The 19486-nt window shown below is 73.8% G+C and carries 21 protein-coding genes; 11 read left to right on the top strand and 10 right to left on the bottom strand.

Translation table 11 applies throughout. The annotated features are described in order from the left end of the window. The 5 genes from AB0H81_RS34660 to AB0H81_RS34680 all read left to right on the top strand — a co-directional run. Nucleotides 1-619: helix-turn-helix domain-containing protein (locus tag AB0H81_RS34660; protein ID WP_358383326.1), on the top strand; the 619-nt coding region annotated here is incomplete at its 5' end. Nucleotides 620-902: 283 nt separating this feature from the next. Continuing rightward, on the top strand, nucleotides 903-2186 hold the full coding sequence (locus AB0H81_RS34665) for a helix-turn-helix domain-containing protein (RefSeq protein WP_358383329.1): 1284 nt from the start codon (nucleotides 903-905) through the stop codon (nucleotides 2184-2186). 44 nt (nucleotides 2187-2230) lie between these two features. After that, entirely contained in the window at nucleotides 2231-2848 is a 618-nt protein-coding gene (locus AB0H81_RS34670; RefSeq protein WP_358383332.1) for a copper resistance CopC family protein, read from the top strand. Beyond that, nucleotides 2845-4830 (top strand): cytochrome c oxidase assembly protein, encoded by a 1986-nt coding sequence (locus tag AB0H81_RS34675; RefSeq protein ID WP_358383335.1) that lies wholly within the window; start codon nucleotides 2845-2847, stop codon nucleotides 4828-4830. Before AB0H81_RS34670 ends, AB0H81_RS34675 begins: the two co-directional genes overlap by 4 nt. Before the next feature lie 226 nt (nucleotides 4831-5056). Further along, entirely contained in the window at nucleotides 5057-5446 is a 390-nt protein-coding gene (locus AB0H81_RS34680) for an ATP-binding protein (protein WP_358383338.1), read from the top strand. 4 nt (nucleotides 5447-5450) lie between these two features. Here the strand turns inward: AB0H81_RS34680 and map are convergent, their stop codons facing one another. Beyond that, on the bottom strand, nucleotides 5451-6299 hold the full coding sequence (gene map / locus AB0H81_RS34685) for a type I methionyl aminopeptidase (protein WP_358383341.1): 849 nt from the start codon (nucleotides 6297-6299) through the stop codon (nucleotides 5451-5453). 32 nt (nucleotides 6300-6331) lie between these two features. On the opposite strand from map, the gene AB0H81_RS34690 reads away from it, so the two are divergent. Further along, the gene (locus tag AB0H81_RS34690; protein ID WP_358383343.1) at nucleotides 6332-6508 is read left to right on the top strand and encodes a hypothetical protein; all 177 of its coding nucleotides are present in this window, start codon (nucleotides 6332-6334) and stop codon (nucleotides 6506-6508) included. A gap of 51 nt (nucleotides 6509-6559) precedes the next feature. On the opposite strand, the gene AB0H81_RS34695 is transcribed toward AB0H81_RS34690, so the two are convergent. Continuing rightward, nucleotides 6560-7210, bottom strand: a complete 651-nt coding sequence (locus AB0H81_RS34695) for a cyclase family protein (protein WP_358383346.1) — start codon at nucleotides 7208-7210, stop codon at nucleotides 6560-6562. Further along, a complete protein-coding gene (locus AB0H81_RS34700; protein ID WP_358383348.1) occupies nucleotides 7207-7458 on the bottom strand; it encodes a hypothetical protein in 252 nt (83 codons plus the stop codon). The genes AB0H81_RS34695 and AB0H81_RS34700 overlap by 4 nt, the downstream gene beginning before the upstream one ends. A gap of 72 nt (nucleotides 7459-7530) precedes the next feature. On the opposite strand from AB0H81_RS34700, the gene AB0H81_RS34705 reads away from it, so the two are divergent. Continuing rightward, nucleotides 7531-8472 carry a LysR family transcriptional regulator gene (locus tag AB0H81_RS34705; RefSeq protein ID WP_358383351.1) on the top strand — a complete coding sequence of 314 codons (942 nt, stop codon included), beginning with the start codon at nucleotides 7531-7533 and terminating at the stop codon, nucleotides 8470-8472. Nucleotides 8473-8602: 130 nt separating this feature from the next. On the opposite strand, the gene AB0H81_RS34710 is transcribed toward AB0H81_RS34705, so the two are convergent. Then, on the bottom strand, nucleotides 8603-9181 hold the full coding sequence (locus AB0H81_RS34710; RefSeq protein ID WP_358383354.1) for a hypothetical protein: 579 nt from the start codon (nucleotides 9179-9181) through the stop codon (nucleotides 8603-8605). Nucleotides 9182-9354: 173 nt separating this feature from the next. Here AB0H81_RS34710 and AB0H81_RS34715 point away from each other — a divergent pair, with 173 nt between their 5' ends. Continuing rightward, nucleotides 9355-10563, top strand: coding sequence for a lipase family protein (locus tag AB0H81_RS34715; protein WP_358383357.1), 1209 nt, complete (start codon nucleotides 9355-9357; stop codon nucleotides 10561-10563). A gap of 168 nt (nucleotides 10564-10731) precedes the next feature. Next, entirely contained in the window at nucleotides 10732-11385 is a 654-nt protein-coding gene (gene npdG, locus AB0H81_RS34720) for an NADPH-dependent F420 reductase (RefSeq protein WP_358383360.1), read from the top strand. 118 nt (nucleotides 11386-11503) lie between these two features. On the opposite strand, the gene AB0H81_RS34725 is transcribed toward npdG, so the two are convergent. The 6 genes from AB0H81_RS34725 to AB0H81_RS34750 all read right to left on the bottom strand — a co-directional run bounded on the left by AB0H81_RS34725 (nucleotide 11504) and on the right by AB0H81_RS34750 (nucleotide 17308). Further along, a complete protein-coding gene (locus tag AB0H81_RS34725) occupies nucleotides 11504-12109 on the bottom strand; it encodes a response regulator transcription factor (protein WP_358383363.1) in 606 nt (201 codons plus the stop codon). A gap of 42 nt (nucleotides 12110-12151) precedes the next feature. After that, nucleotides 12152-13342, bottom strand: a complete 1191-nt coding sequence (locus tag AB0H81_RS34730; RefSeq protein ID WP_358383366.1) for a histidine kinase — start codon at nucleotides 13340-13342, stop codon at nucleotides 12152-12154. Between the two features lie 20 nt (nucleotides 13343-13362). Beyond that, nucleotides 13363-14088, bottom strand: a complete 726-nt coding sequence (locus AB0H81_RS34735; RefSeq protein WP_358383369.1) for an ABC transporter permease — start codon at nucleotides 14086-14088, stop codon at nucleotides 13363-13365. A gap of 79 nt (nucleotides 14089-14167) precedes the next feature. Continuing rightward, the gene (locus tag AB0H81_RS34740; protein ID WP_358383372.1) at nucleotides 14168-15040 is read right to left on the bottom strand and encodes an ABC transporter ATP-binding protein; all 873 of its coding nucleotides are present in this window, start codon (nucleotides 15038-15040) and stop codon (nucleotides 14168-14170) included. 60 nt (nucleotides 15041-15100) lie between these two features. Then, the gene (locus AB0H81_RS34745; RefSeq protein ID WP_358383375.1) at nucleotides 15101-15787 is read right to left on the bottom strand and encodes an alpha/beta hydrolase; all 687 of its coding nucleotides are present in this window, start codon (nucleotides 15785-15787) and stop codon (nucleotides 15101-15103) included. A 66-nt stretch (nucleotides 15788-15853) separates the two neighbouring features. After that, the gene (locus AB0H81_RS34750) at nucleotides 15854-17308 is read right to left on the bottom strand and encodes a PLP-dependent aminotransferase family protein (protein ID WP_358383378.1); all 1455 of its coding nucleotides are present in this window, start codon (nucleotides 17306-17308) and stop codon (nucleotides 15854-15856) included. A gap of 60 nt (nucleotides 17309-17368) precedes the next feature. On the opposite strand from AB0H81_RS34750, the gene AB0H81_RS34755 reads away from it, so the two are divergent. Further along, complete coding sequence (locus tag AB0H81_RS34755) at nucleotides 17369-18544, top strand: aminotransferase class I/II-fold pyridoxal phosphate-dependent enzyme (protein ID WP_358383380.1); 1176 nt, start codon at nucleotides 17369-17371, stop codon at nucleotides 18542-18544. A gap of 60 nt (nucleotides 18545-18604) precedes the next feature. Beyond that, nucleotides 18605-19486: serine/threonine dehydratase (locus AB0H81_RS34760; protein ID WP_358383382.1), on the top strand; the 882-nt coding region annotated here is incomplete at its 3' end.

Genomic DNA, 19486 nt, shown 5'->3' on the forward strand with positions numbered 1-19486 from the left:
CGCGGCGGCGGCGCGGCCGGACCGCCCGGCGGCCGCGAGGGTGGACCACGCGGCGATGGTGACGCCGCTGGACCGCGCGCCTGCGGTGACGGGGCTGGACGGCGCGGTGGCGGTGGTGCCGCTGGGCGGCGCGAGCGCCGGCGAGCTGGCCGAGCGGCTACGGCAGGGAGCGGAGGTGCTGGCGGCGCTGCCCGACGGGCGGCTGCGCGTCGGGCTCAGCGGCGAGCTGACCGGGGCGGCGGCCCTGCGGGGCGGCATCGAGGAGGCCGGTCACGCCAGGCGGCTGGCGGAGGCCCGCTCGGGCGGGGTCGTGACCAGCGACGAGATCTACACGCACGCGCTGCTGCTGGCCACGGTGCCGGGAGACGTGCGGCGCTCGTTCGCCGCCCGGCTGCTCGGGCCGCTGATCGACTACGACCGCCGGCACCAGTCGGAGCTGGTGCGGACGCTCGGCACGTTCCTCGACTGCGCGGGCTCGTGGAACGCCTGCGGGGAGCGGCTGCACGTGCACGTCAACACCGTGCGCTACCGCATCGGGCGAGTGGAGGAGCTCACCGGCCGCGACCTGTCGTCGATGGCCGACCGGGTCGACTTCTTCCTGGCGCTGCGTGCGGGCTGAGCCGGAAGGCCGGTGAGCGAGCCCTACGTCCGGCGGGATGCCGGACACAGGATCAACAGCTGGAGCCGCCGACGGTCAGCAGCAAATGGGAGTGCCGAAGTTCTCCGAGATCGCGCTCGAATCCGATGGAGACGAAACGGCCGCATCGGCCGTAGCATTGCCTCCGACCACTACAAGAGCCGTGACCAAAGCGGAAAGCACGGACAGGGCAATGCGCGCGCGCATGGGGGTTCTCCCTCGCCTCTAGGTTGTTCGGACGTCATCATCTCAGGGAGCGATAGCTGTGACCACATCTGACCTGGTCGGACTTCGCATCAAGACGGTGAGGCGGCAGCGTGGCCTGTCACAGGCGCAGCTCGCCCACCCGGAATTGTCGGACAGTTACGTCTCCTTGATCGAGAGTGGCAAGCGTACCCCGACCCCGGCCGTGCTCGAGCTGCTGGCCCAGAAGCTGGACTGCTCGCTCTCCTATCTGCTCAACGGCGTGACCGCCGAGCAGATGGAGGACATCGAACTCTCCCTCGGCTACGCGCGGCTCGCTCTCGAGAACGGCGAAGTGATCGAGGCCCGCACCAGGTTCGCCGAGCTCATGGCGAACCACAACCTGGCCGGCCTGACGTCGCTGCGTCTGGACACCGAGTACGGGCTGGCGCTGGCCCTGGAGGCGTGCGGGGAGCTGACTGAGGCGATCGCCGTGCTGCGCCGCCTGCAGACCGAGGAGCTCGACGCCGAGCGGCAGATCAACACAGCCATCGCCCTGTGCCGCTGCTACCGGCTGAGCGACCGCCTCAGCGAGGCGATCAAGGTGGGCGAGGCGGTCCTCGGCGTCTCGCCGCGTCCGACCTGGACCGACGGGCTGGTCGAACTGGGCGCGACCCTGCTCGGCGCCTACCTCTACAGCGGCGATCTGCTGCGCGCCCGCCAGTTCGCGGCCGAACTGCTCAACGCCGCCGACATGCTGGGCTCGCCCAGGGCGATCGTCGCGGCGTGCTGGAACGCCGCCGTCGTGGCACAGAACACCGGCCACGGCGAGGAGTCCCTGGCCTTCCTCGAGCGGGCCCTGATGATCCAGTCGGAGAACGGACAGCCGCGCAACCTCGCCCGGGCCCGAGTGGCCTACGCCGTCGAGAAGCTGCGCTTCCACCCCGAAGCCGTCGACGAGGTGCGCGCCATGCTGGCGCGGGCCGAAGAGGAGCTGACGCAGACCTCGGCGAGCACGCTCGACCGCGCCAACGCCCAGGTCGAGCTGGCGCGCACCGAGCTCGTGGCCGGCAATTTCGAGCGGGCCGTCCAGCACGGCCGCGCCGGGGTCGCGCTGATGCCGGAGACCGCGCGGGCGCAGGAGGCGGAGGCCCACCTGATGGTCAGCCGCGCCTACGGCGGCCTGGGCCGGCAGGCGGAGGCGCAGGAGGAGCTGCGCGCCGTCAGCGCCTGGCTCTCGCCGCTTCCCGACTCGCGCCAGATCGCCGGCATGTGGTACGCCGCGGCCGAGAGCATGGAGCAGCTCGGCGACACCGAGGGAAGCGTCGCCGCCTACCAGCGCGCCCTCGCCTGCGCGGGTCTGTGACCGAAGTAGGGACCGGGCGGCGACGTCGGTAGCCTGGGATTGCCATGAAAAGAACCCCGATCGCGGCAATCACCGCGTTCCTCGCCGCCCTGATCCTGCTTGGCACCGCCGGCCCCGCGCTGGCGCACGACTCGCTCAAGAGCAGCGACCCGGCCAAGGGCTCCACGGTCAAGACCGTCGAGAAGGTGAAGCTGGAGTTCAGCGCCAGGGTGCGCATGCCGTTCGTGATCGTCCGGGGGGCCGACGGCGCCCAGCACCAGGCGGGCTCCGCCGAGACCGACGGCCCGGTGGTGCGCCAGGCACTCAAGGAGACGCTGCCCGACGGCAAGTACACGATCGCCTACCGTGTCGTCTCCTCCGACGGTCACCCGATCGAGGGGGAGATCCCCTTCACCGTCAAGGGCGCCCCCACGCCCGAGACGCAGAGCCCCGCGACTGAGACGCCCGCCGCGCAGCCGTCCGATACGGCCGCCGTCCAGCCGTCCGCCACGCAGGCGCAGGCGCCGTCCGCCGCCCCGGCCTCCTCCGCTCCCGCGGCGGCCGAGACGCAGCAGGCGAGCGCCTCGTCGGTCGCGTTCCCCGTCTGGCTGGTCGTCGTCGTCGGCGCGCTGGCGGGCATCGGCGTCGGCTTCCTCATCAGCATGCGCAAGAAGCGGCCATGACCAGAGCCGCGCGTCTCGCGCTCGCGGCGGCGGCAGCGGCGGTCGCCGCCCTGGTGATCGCCATGATCGCCGGAGGCGCGGCCTTCCCGCGGATCATCGCCGGCCTGCCCGACGCCGGGGCGGTCACCCGCTGGGGGCTGCCGCTGGCCAAGCTGGCGATGGACGCCGCCGGCGTGCTGACCGTGGGCCTGCTCCTGGCGGCCACCGCGCTGCTGCCCAACGACAAGGGCATGCTCGGCGCGAGCGCCACCGGTTACGTCCGGGCCGCCTCCTGGGCCGCCCTGACCTGGGCCGGCGGCGCGTTCCTCACCCTCGTCTTCGAGGTGTCCGACTCGTGGGGGCAGCCCGTCCTTCAGGCCGTCGCCAGCGGCAACTACCTCAGCTCCTACGCCACCCAGACCAGCCAGGGCATCTCGCTGACCCTGGTCATCCTGTTCGCGGTGGCCATCTCGCTGTTCTCGCGCGGGGCCATCACCGCCGGCTCGGCGGCCGGGCTGCTGGTGTTCGCGCTGGTCACGATGCTGCCGCCGGCGCTCACCGGGCACGCCTCCTCCTCGCCCAACCACGGCCTGGCCACCTCCGCCCTGTCGCTGCACCTGCTGGCGCTGGCCCTGTGGGTGGGCGGCCTCGTCGTCGTCGCCGTCCACGCCGTCCGCCGCGAGCCGCGGCTCGACATCGCCGCCGCCCGCTTCTCCCGGATGGCGCTGTGGTGCTACATCGGCGTCGGCGTGTCCGGCGTGTTCAGCGTCGTCGCCCGGCTCTCCTCCGTGTCCGACCTGTGGACGTCGTCGTACGGCGTGCTCGTCGTGGCGAAGATCGTCGCGTTCGTGCTGCTCGGCTACGTCGGCTGGTGGCACCGGCAGCGCACGCTCGACGCGCTCGCCGCGGACCGCCCGCACGCCTTCACCCGGCTCGCGGGCGGCGAGGCGCTGCTCATGGCCGCCACCGTCGGCCTGGCCGTCGCCCTGTCGCGCACCCGCCCGCCGGAGGTCAGCCTGCCCGCCGACCGGGCCTTCGAGCTGCTCGGCTTCCCGGTGCCGCCGCCGATCTCGCTGGGCAACCTCGCGACGCTGTGGTGGCTCGACCTGTTCTTCGCCCTCGTGGCCGCCGTCCTGGCCGGCCTGTACGCCGCCGGCCTGGTCAGGCTGCTGCGGCGGGGCGACGCCTGGCCGTGGGGCCGCACCGCGGCCTGGTTCCTGGGAGTGGCGATCCTCGTCATCGCCACGCAGAGCGGCCTGGCCCGCTACGCCAAGGTCATGTTCGACGTCCACATGATCGAGCACATGACCCTGTCCATGATCGTGCCGATCTTCCTCGTGCTCGGCGCGCCGGTCACGCTCGCCCTGCGCGCGCTCAAGCCGGCCGTCCGGCGCGGCGACCGGGGGCCGCGCGAGTGGCTGACCACGATCCTGCACAGCCGTTTCGTGCGCGTCGTCGGCCATCCGGGCATCGCCACCGCCCTGTTCATCGCCTCGACGTACGCGCTGTACTTCACGCCGCTGTTCGCCTCGGCCATGGAGGAGCACCTCGGGCACATCTGGATGACCCTGCACTTCCTGATCACCGGGTCGCTGTTCTTCTGGGTCATCATCGGCGTCGACCCGGCTCCGCACCGGCTGCCGTACGTGGGCAAGCTGCTGACGCTGTTCGTCACGATGCCGTTCCACGCGTTCTTCGGCGTCGCGCTCATGATGACCGGCGCGGTCATCGCGTCCGACTGGTACGAGCAGCTCGGTCGCACCTGGGGCGGGCCGCTCATCGACGAGCAGCGCGACGGCGGCGCGATCGCGTGGGGCTTCGGCGAGATCCCGACGCTCATCGTGCTGCTGGCCATCGCCGTGCAGTGGTACCAGGACGAGGACCGCAAGGCGCGCCGCTCCGACCGGCGGGCCGACCGCGGCGCGGGCGACCCCGAGCTCGACGCCTACAACGCCTACCTGGCGCGCCTCAACAAGGCTGGCCAGGCCGACCAGGCCGACTGACCCCGGGCGGGCGCGCGTAGCCGGATCGGCAGGGCAATCTATCCTCAAGCCGTACGTCTCCCACCCGCCAGGTAGCCTTGCCCTACGGGGAGGTGGGCATCACCTTCCCGCAGGGGTGCGTGAGGCCTTGAGGGGGGTCGCGCCACCCGGTGCGCGACGCCGGTGTGGGGTCCGGCCAGGAGTCCGGGATGCCCCGGGAAGGCGAGCAGAGGTGGAAGAAACGCGCATGCGTGGGGGGGCGAGCCTCGCCGAGACGCTCGAGAGCCGGCTGACGCAGTGGTCCGAGCGCACCGGCGTCCGCGTGGAGATCTGGGCCCTGCCCGCCACCGACGTGGCCGCCCCCGTCGGCCAGGCGGTCCTGGAGGCGCTCAACGAGGCGCTGGCCAACGTCGAGCGGCACAGCGGCGCGAAGGTCGTGTCGGTGGCCGTCACCGCGGGCCGCGACGGGCTGCGCATGACCGTCAGCGACCACGGCCGCGGTTTCCCGCCGGAGAAGGCCGGACGCGGCATCGCGCGGATGCGGGCCGCCATCGCCGAGGTCGGCGGCACCCTGTCGGTCAGCAGCGTGAAGGGCGAGGGCACCACCATCACCGCGGCGGTGCCCAGGCGCCGGTGACCGGTTACGGGGTGGTGAGGATCTCGCTGCCCGTCTCGGTCACCAGGATCGTGTGCTCGAACTGGGCCGTGCGCTTGCGGTCCTTGGTCACCGCGGTCCAGCCGTCGGGCCAGATGTCGTACTCGATCGTCCCCAGCGTCAGCATCGGCTCGATGGTGAACGTCATGCCGGGCACCAGCTCCACCCGCAGCGACGGGTCGTCGTAGTGGGGCACCATCAGCCCGGAGTGGAACGTCGTGCCGATGCCGTGGCCGGTGAAGTCGCGGACCACGCCATAGCCGAACCGCTTGGCGTACGCCTCGATGACCCGGCCCACCACGTTGAGCTGCCGGCCCGGCGCGACCGCCTTGATGGCGCGCATCATCGCCTCACGGGTGCGCTCCACCAGCAGCCGCGACTCCTCGTCGACCTCGCCCACCAGGTACGTCGCGTCGGTGTCGCCGTGGACGCCGCCGATGTAGGCGGTGATGTCGACGTTGACGATGTCGCCGTCGCGCAGCAGGGTGTCGTCGGGGATGCCGTGGCAGATGACCTCGTTGATCGAGGTGCACAGCGACTTGGGGTAGCCCTTGTAGCCCAGCGTGCTCGGGTAGGCGCCGTGGTCGAGGAGGAACTCGTGGCCGATCCGGTCGAGCTCGTCGGTGGTGACGCCCGGCCGGGCGTTCCTGCCGACCTCTTCGAGCGCCTGCGCGGCGATCCGGCCCGCCACGCGCATCCGCTCGATGGTCTCCGGGTCCTTGACGTCGGCCTCGCCGGTCCTGGGGCGCTTCTTTCCGACGTACTCCGGCCGCTCGATGTGCGCGGGGACCTTTCGCATGGGCGAAACTCGCCCGGGCTGGAGCAGTGTCGTCATGAAAGACGAGTCTACGGGGCAGAATAGCCCCCGTGAGCGATGGCCAGTGGTGGTTCTGTCTCAAGCACATGCGGGTCGAGCCCGAGCAGGGCTGCCCCAACAAGGACCGGATGGGTCCGTACGCGAGCGAGCAGGAGGCCGCCGGCGCCCTGCAGCGCGCGGCGGAGCGCAACAAGGCGTGGGAAGAGGCCGACGCGGACGAGGACTGATCAGGGGACGAGTCTGATCAGGGACGACGGCTGATCAGAGGACGAGGCTGATCAGGGGATGACGGCGTAGGCCCGTACGGGGAAGGTGCCCATGCCCGCCACCATCGGCGGCGCGGCGTGGAACCGGAACCCCTCGTCGGGCAGCGCCTCCAGCCCCGTGAGGTGCTCGACCAGCGGGATCCCGGCCGCGAGCAGGATGGTGTGCGCGGGCCGCTCGCCGCGTGGCGGGGTGTCGTCGATGTTGAGCGAGTCGATGCCGACGAGCGCCGCGCCCCGCTCGGCGAGCCGCCGCGCCGACTCGGGTGCGAGGTAGGGGTGCCCGTGGACGTAGGCGTCCGTGCCGAAGTGCCGGTCCCAGCCGGTGTGCACGAGCACGGCCTTTCCGCGCACGTCGAGGCCGGGGTCGAGGGTGATCTCGCGGCTGGTGGCGCCGGTGGCCCGGACCACGAGTCCGGGCAGGTCGGCCAGGCTGCTCAGCGGCACCTGTGACAGGTCCGGCCCGCCGGCGTAGCGGTGGTGGGGCGTGTCGAGGTAGGTGCCGGTGTTGGCGGCCAGCGTGATCGTCCCGATGTGGAACTCGGTGCCCGGCGCGTACACCTCGCGCGAGTCCTCCCGGCTGAGGTGCGTGCCGAGAACCGGGCCCGGCACGCCCGGGTAGGTGACCATGCCCTCGACGATGCGGTGGCTCAGCTCGACGATCATGCCGTCACCCCGATCCGTACCAGCCTGACCAGCGCGACCGCGCCGATCCCGGCCCACACGAGGTTGAGGCCGGCCGAGGGCCAGGCGTCGTTGCGGGCGCTGTTGGCCATGAGGGCGAGCGAGCCGGCGAGGTTGACGACTTGGTACGTGATGCCGCCCGCGGGCAGCCGGCCGGTGGAGACGAGGCCGTAGCCGAGCAGGAGGAGGCCCGCGCCCAGCCAGCCGGCCACCTCGAAGAGCAGATCCATGCCTCCATTGTGGGAATTAATAGTCATAAAGTGCAATTAAAGGTTGCTACAGCGGCAAGTAAGCTTTCCTGTATGGACATCGACCCCCGGCGCCTCCGTGTCCTGCACGAGGTGGCCCGCCGCGGCGGGGTCATGCGCGCCGCCGAGGCCCTGTACCTGACGCCCTCCGCGGTCTCCCAGCAGCTCGCCCAGCTCGAACGCGAGGTGGGCCTGGCCCTCATCGACCGCTCCCAGCGCCGCGTCTCCCTCACCCCGGCCGGCCGGGTGCTCGCCGGCTACGCCGAGCGCGTCGAGGAGGAGCTGGCCGAGGCCCGGCGGGAGCTCACCCGGTTCACCGAACGGCTGGCGGGGCCCGTGCGCATCGCCGCCTTCCCCACCGTGATCAAGCACATGCTGGTGCCCGCCCTGCGCGAGCTGGCGGCCCGCCATCCCCGCATCACGCCGATCATCCACGAGGTGTACGGCCAGCCCGCGCTCCAGGAGCTGCGGCTGGGCGCCGTGGACGTGCTCATCACCGAGCAGGACATGAGCCTGCCCGTGCTGTCGCAGCCGTCGCTGGCCACCCGCCCCCTGTACGTCGACGAGTACCGCATCGTCGTGCCGCCCGAGTGGCCGAACCCACCGCGCTCCATGGCCGACCTGGCGGAGGTGCCCTGGGTGGCGGGCGAGCCCGACCAGGCGTGCGGCCAGGCGCTGGACCGGCTGGCCGGGCTGCACGGCTTCGAGCCGCGCAAGGTCCACGTCATCACGGAGTTCGGCCCGGCGCTGGCGCTGGTCGCGGCCGGGCACGGGGTGGCGATCGTGCCCACGCTGGCGCTGCTCGACGTGCCGGAGGGCGAGGTCCGGGTGAGCGAGCTGCGGGACGTGGGTGCGCGGCGGCTCGACGCCGTGACCCGGGTCAGCCGTACGCGGTCGGGAGAGCCGGACCCCGTGCAGGCGGTGGTGATCGGCGCGATCGAGGACGCCACGGCGGCCCTGGAAGGCAGCCTCAAGGGCCACCTCCAGCCGATCTGACCCGCGCCCCGGTTTCGAGCGCCGGTCCGGCCGGCGATTTCCGGGCCTGTGGCGGCGGCGCCGGGTCTGTGACGGCTACTGGGTCTGTCGGCGGCGACGCGGGGTCTGCGGCGGCGGTGCCGGGATGGTGTCAGTCGGTGACCTGGGGGCCGGTGACCTTCTCCAGCAGGCGGGCCAGCCGCTCGCGCAGCCCCGCGTTCCGGGGGATCTCGCCGGCGGCGGCGCTCACGAGATGCTGGGCGCCGTCGAACGAGACCGGCCCGCCGGGCGTCACGGCGATCGCGTCGTGCGCGAGCCCCGCCACCTCCGGATGCGCCCCCTCCAGCGCGAGGATCGTCGCCCCGACGCGTCGGGCGTCGTCCACCCGTTCCAGGAGCGGCACCGGGGCCGGCCCCTCGGCCACCACGAACAGCGTCTCGCCGCGGCCCGCCTCGCGCACGCGGTCGAGCCCGACCCTCAGGTGCGCGGGCGCCCCGGGCGGCGGCGACCAGCGGACGAGCGTGGGGGCGAGCTGCGGCAGGCCCGACAGCCGCGCCTCGTCGCCGAGGTGGGCGGTCAGATGCCATGGCTCCTCCTCGGGAGTTCCCACGAGGAGCAGCCCGCCGGGGGAGCGGGTCGCCCGCAGCGCGAGCCCGAACTCGCGGGTGCGCTCGACCCATCCGGTCTCGGCCAGGATCTCGCGGAGGAAGTCCACCGAACCAGAGTCCATCGCCCCATAGTGCATGACCGCCGCCGGTCCGTCGGCCTGTTTCGCCGCCATGCCCATCTGACATCTGTGGAGCTTCCATGTCATTTCGGGCCTTGACAGGCGGTTACTGCCGGGTAACGATCGGCTCGCGGCGCCGCCGTCCCCAACCGATCCCCCCACGGAGAGGGCGGCACATGACCCTACGTGTCCGCGTCAGCATGTCCATCGTCCTGTTAGTGATCGCGTCCCTCCTGGCCGCCCCGCCGGCGCGCGCGGCGTCACCCGCCGCCGCGTCCCAGGCCGCGGCGTCCTCAACGGCCGCGTCCCAGGCCGCGGCGGCGCCCGGCGACGTCGTCTCCGCCGAGCCGACCACCGTCTACCTCCTCCCGGGCAAGCTGCTGGAGGTCCCGGTCGACGCCTGGCACCTGCTCTACCGCTCCACCGCCGCCACCGGGCAGCTCAACACCGTGTCCGGCACCCTCCTCGTGCCCAAGGCGGCCTACCCCCTGGGCAGGCGGCCCGTCATCGGCTACGCCACCGGCACCCACGGCCTCGGCGACCAGTGCGCCCCCTCCGTCAGCATGAGCCAGGGCCGCGAGGCCGAGCTGGCTCTGGTGAGCCTGTTCCTGCTCAAGGGGTTCGCGGTCGCGATCACCGACTACGAGGGCCTGGGAACGCCCGGGCAGCACACGTACATGGTGGGCGTCTCCCAGGGCCACGCCGTGCTCGACTCGATCAGGGCCGCGACGCGGGTCCCCGGCGCGAACCTGTCGGACCGCGCCCCCGTCGCCGTCATGGGGTACTCGCAGGGCGGCGCGTCCGCCGGCTGGGCCGGGCAGCTCCAGCCCTCGTACGCGCCCGAGCTGCGCCTCAAGGGCGTGGCGGCCGGCGGCGTGCCGGCCGACCTGCGGGCGGTGGCCACCCACCTGGACGGCGACCAGAACTTCGGCCTCGCCGCGGCGGCCGGCGTCGGCCTCGACGCCGCCTACCCCGAGCTCGACCTCGAAGCCGACCTCAACGACCGCGGCAAGGCCCTGCTCGGCGACGCGGCCGACGACTGCGTGGGCGAGCTGGAGGACAAGCTGGCCGGGCTGCGGTTCGCCGACCTGAGCCCGGTGGACCTGCTCGACCTGCCCAAGTGGCGGGTCCGCCTCAGCGAGAACCGTCTCGGCGCCACGCCGCCCAAGGCGCCCGTGTTCCTCTACCACGCCCAGGGTGACGAGATCATCCCGCAGGCCGTGGGCGCGACGCTGCGCTCCGAGTACTGCCGGGCCGGCGCCAACGTCCGGTGGACCTCGCTGCCCGCGAACTCCCACGTCCTCGGGGCGGTCGAAGGAGGGCCGCTGGCGATCGAATGGCTGGCGCTGCGGGTGCTCGGCCTGCCCGCGGTCGGCAACTGCTGACCCGGCCCGCCGCGGTCGGCGACCGCTGACCCGGCCTGCCCGCGGTCGGCACCCTCTGACCGCTCGTACGGCGTGTCCGGGCCCGGCCGTCCCCCCTGCGGCCGGGCCCGGCTCGTCCGGGCCGGGGCCGGGCCGGGCCGTCCCGGACGAGCTGGCATGATCGGGGGTATGACTGACGTGAGCGGATTGTCCATCGGCATCCTCGGTGGCACGGGTGACCAGGGCAAGGGGCTGGCGCGGCGGTTCGCGCTGGCGGGGCATGAGGTGCTGATCGGCTCCCGGAGCGCCGAACGCGCCGAGGACGCGGCCGCCTCCCTCGGCGAGGGCGTGCGGGGCGCGGCGAACGCGGCCGTCGCAGCCGAGGCCGGCATCGTGATCGTGGCCGTGCCGTACGAGGGGCACCGGGCACTGCTGGAGTCGCTGCGCGACGAGCTGGCCGGGAAGATCGTGGTCGACTGCGTCAACCCGCTCGGCTTCGACAAGCAGGGCGCCTACGCGCTGCCCGTGGAGGAGGGCAGCGCCGCGCAGCAGGCCGCCGCCGTGCTGCCCGGCAGCCGCGTCGTGGCGGCGTTCCACCACGTGTCGGCCGTCGTGCTGCTGGACCCGGCCGTGGAGAAGGTCGATCTGGACGTGCTCGTCCTCGGTGACGACAGGGAGGCCACCGACCTGGTCCAGGCGCTCGCCGGGGTGATCCCGGGCGTGCGCGGCGTGTACGGCGGGCGGCTGCGCAACGCCCACCAGGTCGAGGCGCTGACCGCCAACATCATCTCGATCAACCGCCGCTACAAGGCCCACGCCGGTATCCGCATCACCGACGTTTGACCGGCCCCGGCCTCAGCCCTTGACCGGCCCCGGCGCTTGACCGGCCCCCGGCTCTGACCGGCTCCCGCCCTGTCCGCGCAGGGCCGGGTCACAGCCGTCCGCGTCCGCGCAGGCCGGGTCACAGCCAGCCGGCGTCCTCCGCGATGCGGATGGCGTCGATCTTGTTGCGGGCGCCCGTCTTGGTGATGGCGCTGGTCAGGTAGTTGCGTACGGTGCCGGCCGACAGGTGGAGGCGGGCCGAGATGTCCTCGGCCGAGGACCCTGGGGCCGCCTCCCGCAGGATGGTCGTCTCCCGGGGCGTCAGGGGGCTCTCGCCGTACTGCAGGGCGGAGGCCACCAGCTCCGGGTCCAGCACCCGCAGGCCCGCGGCCGTCCTGCGGACCGCGTCGGCGAGCCGTTCGCCCGGCGCGTCCTTCACCAGGAACGCCTGGATGCCCGCCTCGAGCGCCCGCCGCACCTGGCCCGGCCGGCCGAGCGCCGTGAGCACGAGGATTCGGCACGAGGGCAGCTCGGCGCGCAGGGACGCGGCCGCGGTGATGCCGTCGAGGACGGGCAGGTCGATGTCCACGATCGCGACGTCGGGGCGGAGCCGGAGCGCCGCCGGGACGATCTCGTCGCCCCTCGTCACCTCGCCCGCCACCTCGATGTCCGGCTCCAGCCGCAGCAGGGCCGTGAGGGCGGCGCGGATCATGTGCATGTCCTCCGCCAGCAGGACGCGGATCATCTTCTGTCCCTCATTCCCGGCCCCTTCGTCCCGCTCGGCCGGTCATGCCGGGACCTCCATCGTCAGCCGGAAGCCGCCCGCGGGGGTGCGCCCGGCGTCCACCGTGCCACCCGCCTGCGCCGCCCGCTCCGCCAGCCCGGTCAGCCCGCCCCCGGCCGCGCCCTTCCCATCCCAGGCCCCGCCCTTCCCATCCCAGGTCGTGCCCTTGCCGTCCCCGGCCGGTCGTCCTCCGCCTTCGGCCCGTCCACTCCCGGCCCCGCCCTCTCCTGCGGCCGGTCCGGCCGGGACGCCGTCGTTGGTGACCTCCAGCCGGACGCCGCCCTCCCGCCGCGACGTGGCGATCGTGCAGATGGTCGCCGCGCTGTGCCGCAGGACGTTCGTGACGGCCTCCCGCACGCCCCAGGCGAGGGCCTCCTCGGCGGCCCGGGGCAGCGTGACGTCCGCCAGGTGGACCTGGCAGCCCACCCCCGCCGACTCCAGCAGCGCCGCCCCCCGGTTCGCCTCGCCCGCCAGGGACAGCTCCCGGTATCCGCGCGCCACCTGCCGTACGTCCTGCGCCGCCTCCCGCGCCACCCGCACCAGCTCGCCGACCTCCTCCTGGGCGGCGGCCGGGTCCCGCTGCATGAGCCGCCCCGCCAGGTCGCCCTTGAGCGCGATCGCCGTGAGGCTGCGGCCGAGGCCGTCGTGCAGGTCGCGCGAGATGCGCAGCCGCTCCCGCAGGACCGCCGCCTCGGCCAGCTCGGCCCTGGCCTGTTCGAGGTCGGACGTCACCCGGACCAGCCGTACCAGGGCGTAGACCATGCCGCTGGTGAGGGGCACGGTCAGCCCGTAGAACAGCGCGACCACCGGGTTCACGGAGAAGATCGCGGCGGTGTCGTACAGCGTCATGAGGGCGACGAGCGGCCCGCCGAGGCGCAGCGGCAGCATCACCAGCACCGCGCCGCCCAGCATCGGCGCCGCGACACCCGACCAGCCGCCCGGCAGGAACGGGTCCGGCCCGTACGTCGCGACCACCTGGAGCACCAGAGTGAGGGGGAAGAGCGGCGGGCGCTCGTCCCGCAGGGCGGCGCGCATGTTGAGGTAGTGCAGCGCCGCCACGGAGACGATCGCCACGGTCGCGAGAAGGCCGTAGCCGGGGCTGATCGCGTAGTACGACAGCCCGATCAGCGTGTAGACGGCGCCGACGGACGTGATCAGGACGCGGGCGAGCCGCTGGGCGGAGGAGGAGGTCATGGCCGGGCCATTATGACCGGCTAGGAGCGGCGCGGTTCCCACCGGAACCAGAGCCGGATCGCGACGACCCCGGCGACGCCCCACACCGCCAGCAGGAGCGCGGGCCGGGCCACCTCGCCGGTCCTGACGGCGTCCACGACGGCCGTGGTCGGCAGCAGGTCCAGCAGGGTGCCCGTCCAGGACGGCAGCGCCTCGCGGATGGGGCCCATCGCGCCGGCGGCGATCCCCGACAGCAGGAACACCGGCATGCAGGCGGCCCCGGCCAGCTCGGCGCGCGGGATCGCGGCCGTGTACGCGGCCCCGAGCGTCGCCAGCACCACCGATCCGGCGATCACCATGGCGCCGAACAGCAGGGGGTTCGCGGGGTACGGCACCCCGGCCGTCAGGTGCACCGCCACCGCGCAGGCCACGACCACGGCCACGGTCTGCGTGGCCGTGGCCGCGATCTGGCCGGCCAGGATCCGGTCGTCCGTGAGCGTGGTGGCGCGCAACCGCTTCAGCACGAGCTGGTCGCGACGGGCGGACAGGGCCACGGCGACGTTCATGAACGCGGTGATGGACAGCACGATGGCCAGGGTGCCGTGGAACAGGGTGGTCGCCGCGGCGGCGCCGTCCGCCCGCACGTGCCGCATGAGCAGCGGCAGCCCGATGGCGATCATGGCGGGGGTGGCGACGGAGCCGAGCAGCAGCGCGCGGTCCTGCCAGAACAGCCGCGTGCCGAGCCGGTAGGTGGCGGTCAGGGTCATCGGTTTCTCCAGATCGACGTCATCGAGGGCGCGGGGAACGCCGGGGGCCGGGCCATCGGAGTGGCGGCGGGTGCCGGGGTCATCGGGGCTGCTTCGGCAGGTCGAGGAAGAGGTCCTCCAGGGTGGCGGCGCGGACCTCCAGGCCCGGCAGCCGCAGCCCGCGCTCGGCGGCCCAGCTCAGCAGCGTCTGCGCCGCCAGGTCCGGGTCCTCGGCGCGGCAGACCGCCTCGTCGCCGTCCACGGTCACGGGGAGCGGCAGGCCGTCGGCCTCCACCCCGGCGGGCAGCCGGAAGGACACCCGCCCGCCGCGCGCCGCGAGCGTCTCGGCCATTCCGCCGGAGGCGACGATCTCGCCCCCGTCCATGATCGCCATCGCGGACGCCAGCCGCTGGGCCTCCTCCAGGTAGTGCGTGGTCAGCAGCACCGCGGTGCCCCGCCGGGCGAGGTCGCGCACCACCTCCCAGGTCGCGGCGCGGCCCTCGGGGTCCATGCCGGTGGTCGGCTCGTCCAGGAACAGCACGTCGGGGCGGCCGAGCAGGGCGAGCGCGAGGTCCAGGCGGCGTTTCTCCCCGCCCGAGAGCTGGCGCACGCGTACCTCCGCCCGACCGGCCAGCCCGGCCAGCTCCAGCGCCTCGTCGCGGGACCGGGGCGCCGCGGTGAAGCCGCGCCACGCGTCGACCGTGGCCGCGACCGTCAGGTCGGGGAAGAACCCCGCCTCCTGCAGCATGATCCCGGTGCGCCGCCGGACCTCCGCCCGCTCGGCCGCCGGGTCCAGCCCCAGCACCCGCACGGCCCCGCCGTCCGGCCGCAGGAACCCGGCGAGCACCTCCACGGTCGTCGTCTTGCCCGCCCCGTTCCGGCCGAGCAGCGCGAAGATCTCACCCGCGGCCACCTCGAACGAGATGCCCTTCACCGCCTCGAACCGTCCATGACTCTTCCGGAGCGCTTCCACGCGTATAGCCGTCATGAACCCGACTATTCCTGGGCGTATCAGGCGGCGGCAGTGAAGAATTCACGAGATGCGCGACAGCTTCAGCAGCGCGTCGGTGACGGCCTCCGGGGCCACCAGCTGATGCAGGTGCCCGCCCGGCAGCCTGGTCACGGGCCAGCCGCGCCGCGTCGCCTCCTCGGCCATCACGTCGTACGGCGGGCCGTACCACACGCATGAGCACCTGACCCGGTCCCACCCCTCCGGGACCGGGATCCGCTCGGTGAAGAAGGCGAGCGGCAGGCGGGGCTGCTCGGCCACCACCCTGGCCCGCGTGGCGGGGTCGGGCAGCATCGCGGCGACGACCTCCTCCTTCCACCAGTCGGTCCAGCGCGGCAGCAGCCCGTCGTCGCCCGCCCGGGCACGCAGGAACTCCAGCCGCCGCTCCTCGGCGGCCTGGACCAGCCCCTTGGGCGGCGGCACGTGGGCGTCGGCGAACACGCACGCCACCACCCGTTCGCCCAGCCCCTCCTTGACCACGGGCGCGAACAGGCCCGCGCTGCTGTGGGCCACCAGCACCAGCGGCGTCTCGGGAACGGCGTCACGCACCGCGTCGACCACCCGCGGCCAGGTCGGCGGACCCCCTTCGGTGACGCGGGTCAGGTCGGGGATCACGGCGGCGCGGCCCCGCCGTTCCAGCGCCGCGGCGACGGGCTCCCACGTCGAGGGGCCGGCCGCGGGGCTGTGCAGGAACACGAAAGTCGTCGTCATGCCTCCAGGGTCGCGCGGCCGGGAGCGACGGAGAGCCGCTGTCAGCTCACAGCGGATCGCTCACGGTCACACGACGAGGGGCCGGCGGGAGGCGGGGCCGCGGGTGCCGTCGTAGGCGTCCCACGCCGCCGCCAGGCCGGAGACCGCCTGCGACAGCTCGTCCCGAGGGAACAGGAAGTGCAGCCGCATGTACTCGGCGTGGCCGCCGAGCGGGTCGAACGAGCGTCCCGGCGGCACCGCCACCCCGTGCCTGAGCGCCACCTGCGCGAACGAGTCGGCGTCGCCGCGCGGGATCCGCACCCAGATCGTCTGCCCGCCCGTCGCCCGCTCGAACGACCACGACGGCAGGCGCGCGGCCAGCTCGGCGCAGAGGTGGTCGTGGTTGGCGCGCAGCTCGCGCACCCGCGCGGGCCGGATCTCCGGCAGCCGGCGCAGCAGCGCGGCCGCCGCGACCTGGCTCAGCACCTCGCCGCCCAGATCGTGCACGGCGCGCAGCCGGGCCAGCCGCGACACCAGCGGCGCCGGCGCGCGCACCCAGCCGACCCGCAGCCCGCCCCAGACCAGCTTGCTCAGCGAGGCGATGGTGATGACCTGCTCGCCTCTGGCGTACGAGGCGACGGGCGGCGGGGTCTCGCCCGAGAAGCACAGCTCGGCGCAGACCTCGTCGTCGACGACCGGCACGTCGTGCTCCCAGGCCAGCCGCGCCAGCCGCCTGCGGTCGCCGGCGTCCATGGTGGCGCCGGTCGGGTTGCTCGCCGTCGGAACGGTGTAGACGAGCGACGGCCGCTCCCGCAGGGCCGCCGCCAGATCCGGCCCGGCCGCCGGGCCGGTGAGCGCCACCGGGCGCACCACCGCGGCGGCGTGCCGGAACACCTCCAGCGCCCCCGGGTACGTGGGCGACTGGGTCAGCACCATGTCGCCGGGCGCCAGCAGCAGTCCCGCCAGCAGCGTCAGCGCCTGCTGCGCCCCCGTCGTGACCAGGATCTCGTCCGCCGTCGTGGGCAGACCCCGGTCGCGGTAGGAGGCGGCCACGGCCTCGCGCAGCTCCGGGTTGCCCGCCGGCTGGTATCCCAGGTCGCGGACGTGGGCCAGCCGCCCGATCGCCTCCGCGTACGCCTCCGTCAGCGCGGCGGGCGGCCGGTCCGGCGCCGCGCAGGTGAGCAGGCTCACCCCGTCCGGCGGGTGGAGGATGTGCAGGAGCAGGGGGTTGGCGTGCACCCCGTCGGCGGCGCGGGAGGCGGGCAGCTCCAGCGGCGCGACCCGGGTGCCGCTGCCCTGGCGGCGGGTCACGCGTCCCTCCTGCTGGAGCAGGTCGTACGCGGCGACGACCGTCCCCCTGCCGACGGCCAGCCGGTGCGCGAGAGTCCGGTCGGGCGGCAGCGGCGCCCCGGGCGGCAACACCCCGTCGTCGATGAGGTCCCGGAACCGGCCGGCGAGCAGCAGGTAGAGCGGCCCGCGCCCGGACGCCCACCGGCCGAGCAGGTCGATCAAGTCGTCGATGCCCACATTGGCCCCATTCATGGACCAATTCTGCGGCATTGGATCTGACAGACGCCACTTCGAGCGGACATCCTGGATGACATGAGCGAACTCCGACCCGAGACCCGCGTCGTCCACCTGCCGCAGCCGCCCGTCGAGCACAGCCGGCCGATCTCGATGCCGATCTACCAGACGTCCGGGTTCGTCTTCGACGACCCGGCGGTGATGGGCGACGCGATGAGCCGCCCCGACGGCCCGTTCGTGTACGGCCGCTACACCAATCCCACCGTGCGCGCCCTGGAGAGCGCCGTGTCCGGCCTGGAGGGCGGCACCGCGGCGTTCGCCACCGGGTCCGGCATGGGCGCCATCAACACGGTCCTGTTCGGCCTGCTCAAGCCGGGCGACCACGTGATCGCGCAGAAGTCCCTGTACGGCGGGACCGCCGCGGCGCTCAACGACCTCGCCGCCCGCTACGGCATCACGGTCACCCACGTCGACGAGGACGATCCCGGCGCCGTCCGCGACGCCGCGCGCCCCGAGACGCGGATCCTGTACCTGGAGACCATCTCCAACCCGATGGCCCTCGTCGCCGACCTGCCCGGGATGTGCGCGGCGGCCCGCGAGCTGGGCGTCGTCTCGGTGGTGGACAACACGTTCGCCTCGCCGGTGCTGTGCCGCCCGATCGAGCACGGCGCGGACATCGTGATCCACTCCACGACCAAGTACCTGTCCGGGCACACCGACGTGGTCGGCGGCCTGGCCGTCTTCCGCGACCACGACCTGTACGACAAGGTGTGGCACTACTCCACGGTGCTCGGCGCCTCGGCCGACCCGTTCGCCGCCTGGCTCACGCTGCGCGGCATGCAGACGCTTAGCCTGCGCATGGAGCGCCACTGCTCCAACACCCGGCTGCTGGCCACCCGGCTGGCCGAGCACCCCGCCGTCGCCGCGGTCCACTGGCCCGGCCTGCCGTCCCACCCGTCGTACGAGATCGCCGGCAAGCTGCTGCCCGACTTCGGCGGCGTGTTCGCGTTCGACCTCGTGGGCGGGCGCGCGGCGGGGGAGAGGTTCATGAGGTCTGTACGGCTCGCCCTGCTGGCGCCGTCGCTGGGCGGCGTCGAGACGCTCACGATGCACCCGGCGACCACCTCGCACCGCTCGCTCAGCGCCGAGGAGCTGGCCCGGCACGGCATCGGCGAGGGCACGGTACGTCTCGCGGTCGGCATCGAGCACCCGGAGGACCTCTGGGCCGACATCGAGCAGGCGCTGACAGACTAGTCCGGGAAACACACCCGGTTCCCAGCGGACGGGCGCGCGGACGATCGAAGGGGAGCCGTCATGACGGTGACGTACGAGGACGTGACGGGTGCGGCCCGCCGGATCGCGGGGCACGCGCTGCGCACACCCGTCCTCGAGGTGTCACCGGGGCTGTACCTGAAGCTGGAGCAGCTCCAGCACGCCGGCTCCTTCAAGGTGCGCGGCGCCTTCAACCGGATCCTGTCCGCGGGCGAGCTGCCGCCGGCCGGCGTGATAGCGGCCAGCGGCGGCAACCACGGCCTGGCCGTCGCCCACGCGGCCCGCGCGCTCGGCGTCCGGGCCGAGATCTTCGTGCCCGAGGTCACGAGCCCCGTCAAGGTGGCGGGGCTGCGGGCGCTGGGCGCGCAGATCCGGCAGACCGGGGCCATCTACGCGGCGGCCGCCGAGGCCGCCGCCAAGCGCGCCGCCGAGACGGGCGCGCTCGCGGTCCACGCCTACGACCAGCCCGAGGTGATCGCCGGCCAGGGCACCCTCGGGCTGGAGCTGACCGAGCAGGCGCCGGGGATCGACACGATCCTCGTGGCCGTGGGCGGCGGAGGGCTCGTCTCCGGCGTCGCGGTCGGCAGCGGCGCGGTCCGTAGCGGCGGTGCGTCGCGCAGCGGGACGCCTCGGCCGAGGATCGTCGCCGTGGAGCCGGAGCTCTGCCCCACGCTGCACGAGGCGCTGCGGGCGGGGGAGCCGGTCCAGGTCCCGGTCAGCGGGGTGGCGGCCGACGCCCTCGGCGCGAGCCGCATCGGCGAGCTGGCGTACGGGATCTGCTCGCGGGCCGTCGCGGAGGGGACTCTGGCGAGCGTGCTCGTGCCGGACGAGGCCGTCGTCGCGGCGCGGCGCGCGCTGTGGGAGCGCCACCGGGTGGTGGCCGAGCACGCCGGCGCCGCCGCGTACGCGGCGCTGCTGTCGGGC

It is taken from the genome of Nonomuraea sp. NPDC050691, assembly GCF_040654455.1.
GTDB lineage: Bacteria > Actinomycetota > Actinomycetes > Streptosporangiales > Streptosporangiaceae > Nonomuraea.